Origin of the sequence: Streptomyces sp. NPDC052012, from assembly GCF_040689265.1 — a bacterium.
Taxonomy (GTDB): Bacteria; Actinomycetota; Actinomycetes; order Streptomycetales; family Streptomycetaceae; genus Streptomyces.
The window spans coordinates 1-14,714 of record NZ_JBFAXA010000022.1 but is presented as its reverse complement, the minus strand read 5'-3'; the positions used below and the strand labels follow the sequence as shown (position 1 = coordinate 14,714).

Genomic DNA, 14,714 nt, shown 5'->3' with positions numbered 1-14,714 from the left:
CCGGGAGCAGGACATGGCCGGTGGGCGCAGACAGGCTCCGCCGCGTGAGGAGGTGCTCGCCGCCGCCATGGAGATGATCGCCGAGCGCGGCCTGGAGCAGCTGACCATGGCCGCGCTCGGGCGCGAGGTCGGCATGAGCAGCGGCCATCTCGTCTACTACTTCCACAGCAAGGACGAGCTGCTGCTGCAGACCCTGGAGTGGAGCGAGGGCCGCCTCGGTGCCGCCCGCTCCCGGCTGCTCACCCGCCCCGCCCCCGCGCGGGAACGCCTCGACGCCTACGTCGACCTCTATGTCCCCGACGGCCACCGCGATCCGCACTGGACGCTGTGGCTGGAGGTGTGGAACCGCTCGCAGAACGCCGACGACGACGCCCGCGAACGCCAGGCCGCCATCGAGGGCGCCTGGCACCGCGACCTGGTCGCGCTGCTCGCCGAGGGCATGTCCCGGGGCGAGTTCCGCCGCGTCGACGCCGACCGCTACGCCGCCCGGCTGCGGGCCCTGCTGGACGGCCTGTCCATCCATGTGGCGATCGGGCTGCGCGGCACGGACCGGCCGCAAGTCCTCGCCCACGCACGAGAGTTCCTCGACGAGACGCTGCTCGCGGACGCCTGAGGCGCCGCCCGGGTTGTACTCAATACGGCGGATTGACCGGGTGGTTGGTGATGCGGTTGGCTCGGGGGCGCTCGCGCAGTGCGGGAGCGAAACGGGGAACAACGGGGAACTACGGGGACTTCAGGGGGAGTTCATGTCCACAGTCATGCGCGCGGCCTCGGCCGCGCTGATCACGGGTGCGCTGGCGCTGGTGTCGACCGTACCGGCAGCCGCGGCACCCGGACCGGGCACCGAGCGGATCACGGTGTCGGCGACGGGCGAGCAGGGCGACGACCACGCCTACGGTCCGCACCTCAGCGCCGACGGCAGGTTCGCGGTCTTCACGGCCGCCGCCGAGAACCTGGTGCCGGGCGACAGCAACAAGCTCCACGACGTCTTCGTGCGCGATCTGCGCAAGGGCACCGTCGAGCGGGTCAACGTCGCCTCCGACGGCACGCAGGCCGACGGGATGTCCAGCGCGCTGGACATCAGCAGCGACGGCCGGTACGTGCTGTTCCTGTCCCGGGCCCGCAACCTGGCCGCCTGGGAGACGCCGCCCGCCGACGACTTCGCCGAGGACGTCTATCTGCACGACCGCCGCACCGGCCGCACCGAGCGGGTCAGCGCCGGCCTCGACGGCGGTTCCGCCTACGCCTTCGGCGGGGCCATGTCCGCCGACGCGCGCTACGTCGCCTTCAGCGCCCGGCCCAACCGCATGGAGGCCGACGACCCGAACATCTTCCGGGCCGTCTACCTCCTCGACCGCAGGACCGGCGACGTCCGCCGCGTCGCCAACCGCGAGCACCCGGGCTGGCCCGCCCAGGTGGTGGGCGTGAGCGCCGACGGACGCAAGGTGGCGTACTCCCAGATCGAGTACAGGGGCCCGCGCGGCGCCCTGTGGGTGTACGACCGGCGCACCGGCACCGAGGAGCAGGCCAACGTCACCGCCGGCGGCACACCGTCCTCGACGGCGCCCCTCAACGCCTCGTTCTCCGCCGACGGCCGCAGGGTCGCCTTCGAGAGCTCCGCCGCGGACCTGGTCCCGGGGGACACCAATGAGCAGACCGATGTCTTCGTCCGGGACCTGCGCGGCGACACCACGACCCGCGTCACCCACGACTCCGGGGAGGCGAGCGGCGTGTACAACCCGGCCCTCAGCCCCGACGGCCGGTACGTGGCCTACGAGGCGGCCGTCCGCGGCGACGACGGCTACCTCGGCCCGTCCAACGTCTATCTGCGGGACCTGCGCACCGGCGCCACCCGGCTGGTCAGCGAGTCCCTCACGGGCGGCCCGGTCACCGACGAGTACGTCACCGTGTACTCCGTGACCCGGGGCGGAGGCGCGGTCGGCTTCAGTTCGGACTCGGCGAGCCTGGTCACGGGCGACACCAACGGCAGGGCCGACGGGTTCGTACGCCGCATGCGCTGACCACCCACCGCCCGCATCCTGAGACGGACGGTGAGCGCGGGGGCGGATTGTGCCAGACTGCCCCCGTGCTCTCGTTCGCCACGATTATTGGCAGCAGGCGCGCCGGTCCGCAGTGACCGCCACGTACGACACCGTACGGGCGGACACCGTCGTCCTCGACCCGCGCGCAGACCTCTCGCACCCGCGAGGGGTTTTTCTGTTTCCCGGCCCCACCCGCCGCCGGGAGACGAGCGCGAGGGACCATGGGGGGACGGTGGAGCCGGTCATTCCGGTAGACCGAGATCCAACATCAGGAGCCTTCAGACCATGACCGCAACCAGCGAGCTCGACGACTCGTTCCACGTCTTCGACACCACTCTGCGCGACGGCGCCCAGCGCGAGGGCATCAACCTCACGGTCGCCGACAAGCTGGCCATCGCACGGCACCTGGACGAGTTCGGCGTGGGCTTCATCGAGGGCGGCTGGCCCGGCGCCAACCCGCGGGACACCGAGTTCTTCGCCCGTGCGCGGCAGGAGATCGAGTTCCAGCACGCCCAGCTGGTCGCCTTCGGCTCCACCCGCCGCGCGGGCACCACCGCTGAGAAGGACCCCCAGGTCAGGGCCCTGCTGGACTCCGGCGCCCCGGTGATCACGCTCGTCGCCAAGTCCCACGACCGGCATGTCGAACTCGCCCTGCGCACCACCCTCGACGAGAACCTGGAGATGGTCCGCGACACGGTCGCCTTCCTGCGGGGGCAGGGCCGCCGGGTCTTCGTCGACTGCGAGCACTTCTTCGACGGCTACCGCGCCAACCCCGAGTACGCCAAGGCCGTCGTCCGCACCGCCTCCGAGGCCGGCGCCGACGTCGTGATCCTGTGCGACACCAACGGCGGCATGCTCCCCGCGCAGGTCCAGGCCGTCGTCGCCACCGTGCTCGCCGACACCGGCGCCCGCCTCGGCATCCACGCCCAGGACGACACCGGCTGCGCGGTCGCCAACACCCTCGCCGCCGTCGACGCGGGCGCCACGCACGTGCAGTGCACGGCCAACGGCTACGGCGAGCGGGTCGGCAACGCCAACCTCTTCCCGGTCGTCGCCGCGCTGGAGCTGAAGTACGGCAAGAAGGTGCTGCCCGAGGGCCGGCTGCGCGAGATGACCCGTATCTCGCACGCCATCGCCGAGGTCGTCAACCTCACCCCCTCCACCCACCAGCCGTACGTCGGCGTCTCCGCCTTCGCGCACAAGGCCGGACTGCACGCCTCCGCCATCAAGGTCGACCCGGACCTGTACCAGCACATCGACCCCGAGCAGGTCGGCAACACCATGCGGATGCTGGTCTCCGACATGGCGGGCCGCGCCTCCATCGAGCTCAAGGGCAAGGAACTCGGCATCGACCTCGGCGACGACCGCGAGCTGGTCGCCCGGGTCGTCGAGCGGGTCAAGGAGCGCGAGCTCAAGGGCTACACCTACGAGGCCGCCGACGCCTCCTTCGAGCTGCTGCTGCGCGCGGAGGCCGAGGGCAGGCCGCTGAAGTACTTCGAGGTCGAGTCCTGGCGCGCGATCGTCGAGGACCGTCCCGACGGCAGCCACGCGAACGAGGCCACGGTGAAGCTGTGGGCGAAGAGCGAGCGCATCGTCGCCACCGCCGAGGGCAACGGCCCGGTCAACGCCCTCGACCGCGCCCTGCGGGTCGCCCTGGAGAAGATCTACCCGCAGCTCGCCAAGCTGGAGCTGGTCGACTACAAGGTCCGCATCCTCGAGGGCAAGCACGGCACCCAGTCCACCACCCGGGTCCTGATCTCCACGTCCGACGGGGCGGGGGAGTGGTCCACGGTCGGCGTCGCGGACAACGTCATCGCCGCGTCCTGGCAGGCCCTGGAGGACGCCTACACCTACGGGCTGCTGCGGGCGGGCGTCGAACCGGCCGCGTAGCAGTCGCCCGGTGGCCGGTCCCGGCGGACGCGCGGCGCAATTTCCGCCGGGACCGGATGCCCGTTTTCGTCCCCGTTCGGGTAGCTTCGAACATATGAGGGCCGCGCTGACGCGTACCGTCGTACGCCTGCTGATCGTGCCGATCGCCGCCGCACTGGCGGCGCTGCTGGCCGGTGCGCCGGGTGCGCACGCGGCCACCGACCTGAACACCGTCGCCGAAGCGCTGCGCGAGAGTCCGGTCTACGTCGACCCCGAGGCCCGGGACATCCTGGCCGAGTCGGACGCGGAGGCCCTCGCCGACAAGATCGAGGACGCCGACAAGCCGGTCTTCGTCGCCGTCCTCCCGGCGGACTATCCGACCGGCGACCAGTTCTGGCGGAACCTGCGCACCGAGACCGGCATCACCGGCCTGTACGGCGTGCGGCTCGGCGACGACTTCGACGCCCGCGCCGACAGCAGCGTGCTGAGCAACCAGGGCGTGCGCAACCTGGTCTCCACCGCCCAGGGCGCCGGGGACGCGAAGGCCCAGCTGAACGACTTCGTCGACGACGCGCTGCGCAACATCGGCGGTACCGGGCCGAGTTCGTGGAGCGAGGGCGGCTCGGACGTGCCGGTCGGCGGTCTGATCACCGTCGGCGCGCTGCTCGCGGCCGGCGGTGCGGGCGCGTACGCCGTGGTCCGCCGCAACCGGCGGCGCCACGAGGAGGAGCAGCGGGCCGCGCTGGAGAAGCTGCGCGTGGTGGTCGACGAGGACATCACCGCCTTCGGCGAGGAACTCGACCGCCTCGACTTCCACCCGGGCGAGCCCGGCGCCGACGACGCGATGCGCAGGGACTACGAACACGCGCTGGACGCCTACGAGCAGTCCAAGCGGCTCATGGAGGCCGCCCGCAAGCCCGAGGACGTCCGGGCGGTCACCCAGGCCGTGGAGGACGGCCGCTTCGCGCTGGCCTCGCTCGCCGCCCGCCGCGAGGGGCGCCCGCTGCCGCAGCGCCGCCCGCCCTGCTTCTTCGACCCGCGCCACGGCCCCTCGGTCGCGGACGCCACCTGGACGCCCCCCGGCGGGGCCGAGCGCGAGGTCCCGGTCTGCGAGGCGGACCGCACGCGCCTGGCCGAGGGCCGGGACCCGGCGGTCCGCGAGGTGGACACCGACTACGGCCGCCGCCCCTACTGGGAGGCGGGTCCCGCCTACGGCCCCTGGGCGGGCGGCTACTTCGGCGGCGGCATCCTGCCCGGCCTCCTCATCGGCACCATGCTCGGCAGCATGATGGCCACCCCCGCCTACTCGGCCGATTACGGCTCCGGCTACGGGGACTTCGGCGGCTACGAGGGCGGTGACGTCTCCGGTGCGGACTTCGGCAGCGGCGACTTCGGCGGCGATTTCGGCGGTGGCTTCGGTGGCGGTGACTTCGGCGGCGGCGGCGATTTCGGCGGCGGATTCTGAGACTCGGTGCCACCACGACGCCGCCACCGCCGTCGGCTGGAGCGGGCGGTATCGAGGACAGAAACTGACCTCGATACCGCCTAGGGTCGGCTCATGACCCCTTCGGACGGCACACAGCCCCTCGCCTTCGAGACCGCCGACGGCCTCGACGCCTGGCTGAGCGACCACCCCGCACCGCACCCCGGCCTGTGGGTCAAGGTCGCGAAGAAGGGAACGGGCGTCGCTTCCCTCAGCGCCGGTGACGTCAACGACGTCGCCCTGTGCCACGGGTGGATCACCGGGCAGCGCAAGGGCCTCGACGACGTCTACTTCCTCCAGCGGATCACCCCGCGCCGGCCGGGCAGTCTGTGGTCCATGGTCAATGTGCGCCGGGTGGAGGAGCTGATCGAGCAGGGACGGATGCGGCCGGGCGGTTTCGCGGAGATCGACGCCGCCAAGGCGGACGGACGGTGGGAGGCGGCGTACGTCTCGCAGAAGGAGGCCGCCGTGCCGGAGGATCTCGCGGCGGAGCTGGAGCGGAACCCGCGGGCGAAGGCGGGGTTCGACGCGCTGGGCAGGACCGGGCGGTATCTCGCCATGCTGGAGGTCCTGCGCGCACGGACCCCGCAGAGCAGGGAGGACCGGATCCGCGCGGCCATCGAGCGGCTGGCGGCCGGGAGCGACTGAGCGTCGGGCGGGCGCCACGAGGCCGGACACGCCGAGCGCCCGCCCTCCCGTACGGGGGAGTGGGGGGCGGGCGCGCTCCGGGGTGCCGGTGGCGGGGTCAGGCGTTGCGGATCGCGGAGATGTCGAAGTTCAGCTTGATCTTGTCGGAGACCAGGACGCCGCCCGTCTCCAGCGCCGCGTTCCAGGTCAGGCCCCACTCCGAGCGCAGGATCTCGGCCTTGCCCTCGAACCCGACGCGCTCGTTGCCGAACGGGTCCTTCGCGGCGCCGTTGAACTCGAGGTCGATGGTGATCGGCCGGGTGGTGCCGAGGATCGTCAGGTCACCGGTGATGCGGTAGTCGTCGCCGCCGAGGGCTTCCGCCTTGGTCGAGCGGAAGGTCATCGTCGGGAACTCGTCCGTCCTGAAGAAGTCGGCGCTCTTCAGGTGGCCGTCACGGTCGGCGTTGCCGGTGTCGATGCTGTCCATCACGACGTCGAGCGAGGCGGTGGAGTTGGACGGGTCGGTGCCGTCCAGGTGCAGGGTGCCGCTGAACTCCTGGAAGCCGCCCTTGACGTTGGTCACCATGGCGTGCCGGGCGACGAAACCGATGGTGGTGTGCGCGGGGTCGATCGTGTAGTCGCCGGTCAGGGCGGCGAGGTCCGGGCTCACGGCGGTGGTCGCGGTGGCGGTGGTGTCGTTGCTGCGGCTGAAGATGCCCATGGTGTTCCTCCTGGGGACGGGACGCGATCGGCGAGATCACGTTGAATGTTCAACTACTTCAACGAGGCCTACCGTAGACCTATTCCCTTCAATATTCAACATCTTTGGCGGCGTGTCGGGATTGGATCACCCGAAGGGGTGGTACACGGCGGGCGTGTCCTCCGTCGCGGTTCTGGTGGAGCTGCTGCGCCGCGAGATGTCGGGCGGCCAGGTGAAGTGCTGGGAGCACTTCGCGCACAGTGCCGCCCGCCTGCCCGCCGCCGGCGATCTGGACCTCACGGTCTACTTCCTCGGCGAGCGCGAACACGTCGAGCACCTCGCCCCGCACGTCCGGCTCGTCATGCTCCGGCCCGTGCTCAGCTCGGCGCCCACGCGATCGGCGGACAGCGCCGAGGACGTCTGTGACCTCGCGCCCCACCATCCCCGGCTCGCCGCGCTGCTGCCCCGGCACGACGTCTGGCACCTCACCCACAGCTTCGCCTTCGCCGCCACCGCCGTACGGCTCGCCCGCCGCCAACCCGCCCGGCCGCCCCGGCTCCTCGCCTCCGTGCACACCGACGTCCCCCTGCTGGCCTCCGTCTACGCCCGCTACCTGGCCGACCGGTGGCTGCCGGGCTCGCACCCGGCCGTGGGCGACCTCCTCGCCGACCGCGCGGAACGCGCCCTGCGCCGGCGCCGGGACCGGCTCCTGCACGCCTGCGAGAAGGTGCTCGTCCCCACCCCGGAAGCCCGCGCGGAACTCGCCGCCGTCCTCGGGCCGCACCGGGTCGCCCTGCTGCGCCGTGGCACCGACCACGCCCGGTTCCGTCCCGACGACGGTGCCCGCACCTGGCTCGCCCGCACGTACGGCGTCCCGGTCGACCGCCCGCTGGTGCTGTTCGCCGGCCGCCTGGACGCCACCAAGGGCGTGCCGCTGCTGACGGAGAGCCTGCGGCTGCTGCGTGACAGGGGCAGGGCCGTGCACCTCGTCGCCGCGGGCTCCGGCGCGGAGGAGCCGGCGATCCGGCGGACCCTCGGCCCCGACGCCACCCTCCTCGGCCCCGTCCCGCAGGACCGCCTCGCGCGGGTGTACGCGGCGTGCGACATCTTCGCCTTCCCCTCCCGCACGGAGACCAGCGGCAACGTCGTCGCGGAGGCGATGGCGAGCGGTCTGGCGGTGGTCCTCCCGGAGGGCGCCCGGACGACGAGCTGGCTGACGGCACCGGGCCGGGACGGGGTGGTGGTGCCGGCCGACGAGCCCGGGGCCTGGGCGGACGCTCTGTGCGCGCTGGCCGACGACCCCGAGCGCCGGGAAGCCCTCCGAGGAGCAGCAGCCGCCACAGCCAGAAGGGCTCACCCGACGTGGGACCGAGTGCTGGAGGAAGACCTCCTGCCGATCTGGGCGGCCGCCGCCGACCGCGGCCCGGTGGGGGCTGGTCGCGCAGTTCCCCGCGCCCCTGGGTAGCTCCAGCTGCCGTCCGTCGCATGCCGACCGCCGGCGCGAGCGAGCGGCACCTCCCCCCGGCCGGGCCCCTCACCGGCGCCCGTGCAGCGCCGCGATCACCGGTGACGTGTCCAGCCGTACGATCCCCCACCCCACCAGCGCCAGCCCCGCCAGCGTCACCCCCGACACCGGCCACCCCACATGGACCGACTCCCCGAACAGCACCGTCCCCACGGTCACCGCCACCACCGGCTCCGTCGCGTCCAGCACGGTCATGCTCGCCGCCAGCGGCCCCTGCTGAAACGCGGTCTGGATCAGCAGCAGCCCGCACACACTCGCCACCACCAGCGCGTACGTCTGCCACGCCCCCAGTGCCGCGACCAGCCCGTGCCGCAGCTTGTCCACCGTCGCCGCCAGCAGCACCGACTGCGTGCCCATCACCGCCCCGGCGGCCAGCGCCGTGGCCGACGCCTTCCAGGGGCCGTCCAGCCTCCTCGCGATCACCAACGCCCCGCAGGCCCCCGCCGTGACCGCCCCGACGACCAGCGCCCACGACACCGCCCCGGCCGCCTCCGGATCACCCCCGTGCGGGCGGGCCGACGCCAGCGCCAGCGCCAGCCCGACCGCCACCGCCCCCGTTCCCCACCACTCGCGCCGCCCCAGCCGCATCCGGTGCAGCCGCGCCGACAGCGGCACCGCGAAGACCAGCTCGGCGACGATCAGGGGCTGCACCAGACTCAACGGCCCGAACGCCAGCGCCAGCGACTGGAACCCGTACGCCACCACCGCGAGCCCGATCCCGCACAACCACAGGGGATCGCGCACCAGATGCCCCAGCAGCCGTACCGTCAGCGCCTCCGAGTCCGGCCGCGCCGACGCCGCCCACTGCTGCAGCACGCCCGCCACCGCGAAGCAGACCCCGGCGGCGAGGGAGGCGAGAACGGCGATCGCCATGACGGAGACAGCACCCGGACGCGGGCTAGTCCGGGCTCCTGCGGCTCGGCGCGCCCTGCGTCGCGCCCCGCGTGTGGACGTACAGCTTGCGCCGGTCGCCCACGTCGATGCGCTGCGGCAGCGGCAGTTCGTAGCGCACCGGACGGGCGTGGTCGGCGAACTGCCGGCGCGGGTTGTAGACCTGGTTGAACTTCCACAGCATGCGCGCGAAGTTCGTCTGCCCGTGCAGCAGGTTCCGGCCCAGCACGCGCGCCGCGCCGAACGCCGTGCGCACCCCCAGGTGCTTGCGGTTGATGACGGCCTGCGTGCGCACCAGCTCCTCGTAGAAGCGGTCCAGCGGCAGCGTGGTCGGCACCACCGCGTGCTGGATGTCGAACAGGCGGTAGTCGCGCGTGGTGAGCCGGCGCGCCTCGGTGTGCCAGATCTCGGTGCCCGGATACGGCGTCATCACCGTGAAGTGCACGATCTCCGGCACGGCCAGCGCGAACTCCCGCACCACCCGGAACCGCTCCTCGTCCCACGCCGGATCCACGATCAGATTGATGGCGACCTTGATGCCGAGGCGCCGCGCCGTCTGAAGCGCCTCGAAGTTCTCGTCCGGGCTGACCCGCTTGCGGTACAGGTCGAGCCCCTCGGCGTCGATCGCCTCCATGCCGAGGAACATGTAGCGCAGGCCGAGCCGCGCCCACCGCTCGAACACCTCCGGGTGCCGCAGCAGGACGTCGGCCCGCGTCTCCAGGTAGTACCGCTTGCGGATGCCGCGCCGCTCCACCTCGGCGGCGATCGCGTCCCCGTGCTCGGGCCGGATGAAGGCCACGTCGTCCACGATGAACACGTTCGGCTCACGGATCCGCGCCAGGTCCTCCGCCGCCGCCTCGGGTGACGCCTTGCGGTAGCTGCGGCCGTAGAACGTCCACGCGGAGCAGAACGAGCAGTCCCAGGGGCAGCCGCGGGTGAACTCGATCGAGGCACAGGGGTCCAGCTCACCGATGAAGTAGCGCCGCCGGGCCCGCATCAGGTCCCGCGCCGGCAGCGGGGCGTCGATGCCGTGCAGCATCAGCGGCGCGGGCCCGCGCCCGGCGGCGGTGACGATCCCCGGCACACCGTCCACGCCACCGTCGCGCACCGCCTCCAGCAGCGGACCCACCGCCGGTTCGCCCTCGCCGCGCACCACCGCGTCCACCGCGCCCTCCGCCTGCTGGAGCACCTCCTCCGCGACGAAGGACACGCTGTGCCCGCCGAGGAACACGAAACAGCCCGGCACCTCCTGCTTCACCCGTTTGGCCAGGGCGATCGCCTCCGGGATGTTCGCCAGGTAGTTCAGCGAGATCCCGAGGGCCTCCGGCCGGAAGGACCGCACCTCCGCGCGCAGCCGCCCGACGCCCAGCACCTGGAGGTCGACGACCCGCACCTCGTGCCCGGCCTCGCGGGCGGCGCCCGCCACCCGCTCCAGACCCAGGGGTTCGAGCCGGAGGAAGATCTCGGAGTACATCAGGGCACTGGGGTGGACGAGCAGCAGACGCACGATGACCTCGCCACGGGGAGCCGGACTCAGCCGGAGACGGAAGGGTGTCCCCTTCGTATCCCGGCAAACCAGCGCCCGTACTCCGCATACGCCCGCCTGGCGGCACCCCACGGCCCGCAGGGGTGGTCCTGCCGTACGGGCCGCGGGGCCGGGGGAGGGCGCGGCGCAGGGCGCCGGACCGGTGGGCCGGGGCCCGGCGGACGGACCTCCAGCACTGGCGGAGGGTGCCGGAGTCGGGGTGTCCTGGAAGACGAGGACCCGCCGCGACGACGAGACAAGAGCGGACCGAACAGCGCAGGGAGACCGCCTCGTGACCACCACCGGCTCCGGCTCCACCTACGACCCCCCGGCCGACCCCGCACGCCGCGTCACCGCCGCCCCGGTGCGCGGCCACGGCCCCCGACCGCGCACGGACCGCAGTGTCGCCCTCGTCACCGGCGCCTCGTCCGGCATCGGCGCGGCCACGGCGCGGCGCTTCGCCGCCGACGGGTGGCATCTGCTGCTCAGCGGGCGCGACCGGCGCCGGCTGGAGGAGACGGCCACCGGCACGTCGGCGGTCGTCCTGCCCGCCGACCTCGCCGCTCCGGACGGACCGCGGCTGCTGGCGCAGGCCGCGCTGCGGGAGACCGGCCGGATCGACCTGCTGGTCGCCGGCGCCGGAATCGGGTGGGCCGGGCCGTTCCTGACCATGCCGCACACCGACATCGACCGCGTGCTGGCCCTCGACCTCAACGCGACCCTGCACCTGGTCCGCGAGGTGCTTCCGTCCATGGTGGCGGCCGGTCACGGCCGGGTGGTGCTCATCGGCTCGGTCGCGGGAGCGGTCGGCGTACGGGAGGAAGCGGTGTACTCGGCGGCCAAGGCCGGCCTGGCCGTCTTCGCCGAGGCACTGCGCCAGGAACTGCTCGGCACGGGCGTGGGCGTGACGCTCGTCGTCCCCGGCCCGGTCGACACGAGCTTCTTCGCCCGCCGAGGCCGTCCCTACCACCGCTCCCACCCCCGCCCCACGCCCCCGGCCCACGTGGCGGCCACCATCTGGCAGGCCGTCACCGAGTCCCGCGACGAGGCCTACATCCCCACCTGGCTCACCCTCCCCAACCGCGTCCGGGCCCTCACCCCCCGCTTGTACCGCAGGCTGCTGAACCGCTTCGGCTGAGGGACGCCCGCGCCTGCGCCTGTGGCACCGGGGGCGTGGGTAGGGTCCTGGACGGTCCGTTCCGTCCGTCCGACCGGGGGCAGTCATGGGCAGCTACGAGGAGCGCGGCGCCGGACTCGGGCGGGCCGGGCGGTGGACGGTGCCGCGGACGACTCGGCGGGCGCTGCTGGGCGCGGTGGCCGCACTCGCGATGACCGGCGGCGCCGCGCCCTCGCCGCCCGCGCCCGGAGCCCGGACGGCGGATCCCTACGAGGCCCTCCGCCTGCGCTGGCTCACCCTCGCGCTCGGCGACGGGTACGACCCGGCAGCCGAGCCGTACGCCTCCCGGCTCGCCGAGACCGGCACGCAGGCCCGTGGCCTCATGGCCGGCATGGCCCCGGCCCCCGACTCCCTCTGGCCCGGTCACCCCTTCGACCCGCCCGCAGGGATCACCCTCAGCTACAGCCGCCTGTGGACCATGACCCAGGCGTACGTCCAGCAGGGCACCGGATCGACCGGCGACCCCGCCCTCCTCGCCGCCGTCCTGCGCGGCCTCGACCACCTCTCCGCCACCGTCTACCACCCCGCCACCACCCGCTACGGCAACTGGTGGGAATGGCAGATCGGCAGCCCCCGCCTCCTCACCGACATCACCGCCGCCCTGTACGACGAGCTGGGCCCCGACCGGATCGACGCCACCTGCGCCGCCATCGACCACTTCATCCCCGACTCCGCGCTCACCGACTACTCCGGCACCTCCACCGGCGCCAACCGCGTCGACCTGTGCCGCTCGGTCGCCCTGCGCGGCATCCTCGGCCGCGCCCCCGACAGGATCGCTCTCGCCCGGGACGCGCTCTCGCCGGTCTTCCCGTACGTCACCCGGGGCGACGGCCTCCACGCCGACGGATCGTTCGTGCAGCACACCTGGGTCGCGTACTCCGGCACCTACGGACAGGTCATGCTCGACGGCCTCGGCCGCCTCTTCACGCTGCTCGCCGGTTCCGACTGGGCCGTCACCGACCCGAACCGTCAGATCATCCTGGACAGCGTCGAGCACGCCTACGCGCCGCTCATCCACGACGGCCTGGTCATGGACAGCGTCAACGGCCGCGCCATCAGCCGCGGTTACCTCAAGAGCGACGACCGGCACGTCATGCGCTCCGACCACTTCCACGGCCAGCAGCTCATCGCGGCCGTCGCCGTCCTCGCCGGGGCCGCGAGTCCCGCCGAGCGCGACCGCTGGCACGCACGCGTGAAGGGCTGGATCGAACGCGACACCGTGTCCCCGATCCTGACCGCCCGCCAGTACGGCGTCGCCGACCTCGCCCGCCTGCACGCCATCGCCGCCTCCCCGCTCCCCGCCGCGCCCGAACCCACCGGCCACCGCCTCTTCGCGGCCATGGACCGCGCCGTGCACCGCCGCCCCGGCTTCACCGCGAACATCGCCATGGCCAGCGACCGCATCGCCCACTACGAGTGCGGCAACGGCGAGAACCCCCGCGGCTGGCACACCGGCGCCGGAATGCTCACCTGGTGGGCGCCCGGCCTCGGCGACCAGTACACGGACTGGTTCTGGCCCACCGTCGACTGGTACCGCCTGCCCGGCACCACCGTCTCCACCCGGCGCCTGCCCGACCGCGCGGGCGGCGAGTGGGGCGCGCCGAGACCGGACGTGCGGTGGGTCGGCGGCACCACCGACGGGGAGTACGCGGCGATCGGCCAGCACCTCGAGGGCCTCGGCTCCACCCTCGACGCCCGCAAGTCCTGGTTCTGCGCGGCGGACGCGGTGATCTGCCTCGGCGCCGGCATCACCTGCACCGACGGCGTCCCGGTCGAGACGATCGTCGACAACCGCAATCTGGGCCAGGGCGGCACCAACGCCCTGGCCCGCGGCTCGAACTGGGCGCACCTCGACGGCCACGGCGGCTGGCTGATCCTCGACGGCGACCTGCGGACCCTGCGCGAGGACCGCACCGGAGCCTGGTCCGACATCAACACCACCAGCACCACCGAACGCCGTACCCGCCGCTGGCAGACCCTGTGGCTCGACCACGGCACCGACCCCACCGACGCCACGTACGCCTACGTCCTGATGCCCGGCGCCGACCGCCACCGGGTCACCCGCCGTGCCGCCGACCGCCCCTGGCTGCGGATCCTCGCCAACGACCGCACCCGACAGGCCGTCACCGTGCCCTCCCTCGGCCTCACCGCCGCCAACTTCTGGCAGCCGGGCACCGCGGGCCGGCTCACCTCCACCGCTCCGGCGAGCGTGCTGCTCCGCCGCCGGGGCCGTACCGCTACCCTCTGCGTGAGCGAACCGACCCGAACGGGCGAACGGCTGGAGATCATCTGGGATCACCCGGTGCGCGGGCCGGTGCGGGCCGACGACACGGTGGAAGTCCTCGCCACCGGCCGCCGTCTGAGGCTGCGCATCACTCCGGGGGAGGTATGTACCACCCATGGATGTGAGGTGACTCTCAGCTGACGGCTTTGTGTGACCCCTACAAGCGCGAAGCCCTCTGAGCAGTCGGAACGCCTGCATGGCGCTGTGGTTCTGTTCAGGGGTACCAGGAAAACGCGTCGGAGACTGTGAGGAGTCGACGGCTCGCATTCCCCGGTGGGCTTCGTAAGGTCACTACATGACCGTTTTGGATGAGGCGCCGGGCGAACCGACCGACATGGCGGGTGAGCCGGCCGACGCGCGCGGACGCGTGGCCGAACTGCACGAGATTCGCGCGCAGGCACTGGCCGGCCCGAGCGAGAAGGCGACGGCGGCGCAGCACGCCAAGGGCAAGCTGACGGCGCGGGAGCGGATCGAGCTGCTGCTGGACGCGGGTTCCTTCCGTGAGGTCGAGCAGCTGCGCCGGCACCGGGCGACGGGCTTCGGCCTGGAGGCCAAGAAGCCGTACACGGACGGTGTGATCACCGGCTGGGG

At 73.0% G+C, this 14,714-nt stretch carries 12 protein-coding genes; 9 read left to right on the top strand and 3 right to left on the bottom strand.

Annotation, left to right across the window (positions count from 1 at the left end; genetic code table 11):
* The first annotated feature begins 13 nt into the window (after nt 1-13).
* The 5 genes from AB0412_RS27915 (at nt 14) to AB0412_RS27895 (ending at nt 6,042) form a co-directional block, all read left to right on the top strand.
* Entirely contained in the window at nt 14-613 is a 600-nt protein-coding gene (locus AB0412_RS27915) for a TetR/AcrR family transcriptional regulator (protein ID WP_366405347.1), read from the top strand.
* 133 nt (nt 614-746) lie between these two features.
* Nucleotides 747-2,021, top strand: a complete 1,275-nt coding sequence (locus tag AB0412_RS27910) for a hypothetical protein (protein ID WP_366405346.1) — start codon at nt 747-749, stop codon at nt 2,019-2,021.
* A 306-nt stretch (nt 2,022-2,327) separates the two neighbouring features.
* On the top strand, nt 2,328-3,932 hold the full coding sequence (gene cimA / locus AB0412_RS27905; protein ID WP_366405345.1) for a citramalate synthase: 1,605 nt from the start codon (nt 2,328-2,330) through the stop codon (nt 3,930-3,932).
* Between the two features lie 94 nt (nt 3,933-4,026).
* Nucleotides 4,027-5,376: a hypothetical protein gene (locus AB0412_RS27900; protein ID WP_366405344.1), complete on the top strand. Its 1,350-nt coding sequence runs from the start codon at nt 4,027-4,029 to the stop codon at nt 5,374-5,376.
* A 93-nt stretch (nt 5,377-5,469) separates the two neighbouring features.
* Nucleotides 5,470-6,042 (top strand): YdeI/OmpD-associated family protein, encoded by a 573-nt coding sequence (locus AB0412_RS27895; RefSeq protein ID WP_366405343.1) that lies wholly within the window; start codon nt 5,470-5,472, stop codon nt 6,040-6,042.
* A gap of 97 nt (nt 6,043-6,139) precedes the next feature.
* On the opposite strand, the gene AB0412_RS27890 is transcribed toward AB0412_RS27895, so the two are convergent.
* Complete coding sequence (locus AB0412_RS27890; protein WP_366405342.1) at nt 6,140-6,742, bottom strand: YceI family protein; 603 nt, start codon at nt 6,740-6,742, stop codon at nt 6,140-6,142.
* Nucleotides 6,743-6,896: 154 nt separating this feature from the next.
* Between AB0412_RS27890 and AB0412_RS27885 the strand changes: the two genes are divergently transcribed.
* Nucleotides 6,897-8,186 (top strand): glycosyltransferase, encoded by a 1,290-nt coding sequence (locus AB0412_RS27885; RefSeq protein ID WP_366405341.1) that lies wholly within the window; start codon nt 6,897-6,899, stop codon nt 8,184-8,186.
* Between the two features lie 69 nt (nt 8,187-8,255).
* On the opposite strand, the gene AB0412_RS27880 is transcribed toward AB0412_RS27885, so the two are convergent.
* Complete coding sequence (locus AB0412_RS27880) at nt 8,256-9,119, bottom strand: DMT family transporter (RefSeq protein ID WP_366405340.1); 864 nt, start codon at nt 9,117-9,119, stop codon at nt 8,256-8,258.
* Nucleotides 9,120-9,144: 25 nt separating this feature from the next.
* The gene (hpnR, locus tag AB0412_RS27875; protein ID WP_366405339.1) at nt 9,145-10,644 is read right to left on the bottom strand and encodes a hopanoid C-3 methylase HpnR; all 1,500 of its coding nucleotides are present in this window, start codon (nt 10,642-10,644) and stop codon (nt 9,145-9,147) included.
* Between the two features lie 310 nt (nt 10,645-10,954).
* Here hpnR and AB0412_RS27870 point away from each other — a divergent pair, with 310 nt between their 5' ends.
* From AB0412_RS27870 to AB0412_RS27860, 3 genes are all read left to right on the top strand, one after another.
* Nucleotides 10,955-11,800 carry an SDR family NAD(P)-dependent oxidoreductase gene (locus AB0412_RS27870; protein WP_366405338.1) on the top strand — a complete coding sequence of 282 codons (846 nt, stop codon included), beginning with the start codon at nt 10,955-10,957 and terminating at the stop codon, nt 11,798-11,800.
* 190 nt (nt 11,801-11,990) lie between these two features.
* Complete coding sequence (locus AB0412_RS27865; protein WP_366405442.1) at nt 11,991-14,264, top strand: polysaccharide lyase 8 family protein; 2,274 nt, start codon at nt 11,991-11,993, stop codon at nt 14,262-14,264.
* Between the two features lie 154 nt (nt 14,265-14,418).
* Nucleotides 14,419-14,714 (top strand): carboxyl transferase domain-containing protein (locus AB0412_RS27860; protein ID WP_366405337.1); only part of this gene is annotated, 296 nt, incomplete at its 3' end.

Bases quoted from the DNA above. Each gene is read 5' to 3' on its own strand.
- AB0412_RS27895 (WP_366405343.1), top strand. From the start codon at position 5,470: ATGACCCCTTCGGACGGCACACAGCCCCTCGCCTTCGAGACCGCCGAC.
- AB0412_RS27910 (WP_366405346.1), top strand. From the start codon at position 747: ATGTCCACAGTCATGCGCGCGGCCTCGGCCGCGCTGATCACGGGTGCG.
- AB0412_RS27915 (WP_366405347.1), top strand. From the start codon at position 14: ATGGCCGGTGGGCGCAGACAGGCTCCGCCGCGTGAGGAGGTGCTCGCC.
- AB0412_RS27880 (WP_366405340.1), bottom strand. From the start codon at position 9,119: ATGGCGATCGCCGTTCTCGCCTCCCTCGCCGCCGGGGTCTGCTTCGCG.
- cimA (WP_366405345.1), top strand. From the start codon at position 2,328: ATGACCGCAACCAGCGAGCTCGACGACTCGTTCCACGTCTTCGACACC.
- AB0412_RS27890 (WP_366405342.1), bottom strand. From the start codon at position 6,742: ATGGGCATCTTCAGCCGCAGCAACGACACCACCGCCACCGCGACCACC.
- AB0412_RS27900 (WP_366405344.1), top strand. From the start codon at position 4,027: ATGAGGGCCGCGCTGACGCGTACCGTCGTACGCCTGCTGATCGTGCCG.
- AB0412_RS27865 (WP_366405442.1), top strand. From the start codon at position 11,991: ATGACCGGCGGCGCCGCGCCCTCGCCGCCCGCGCCCGGAGCCCGGACG.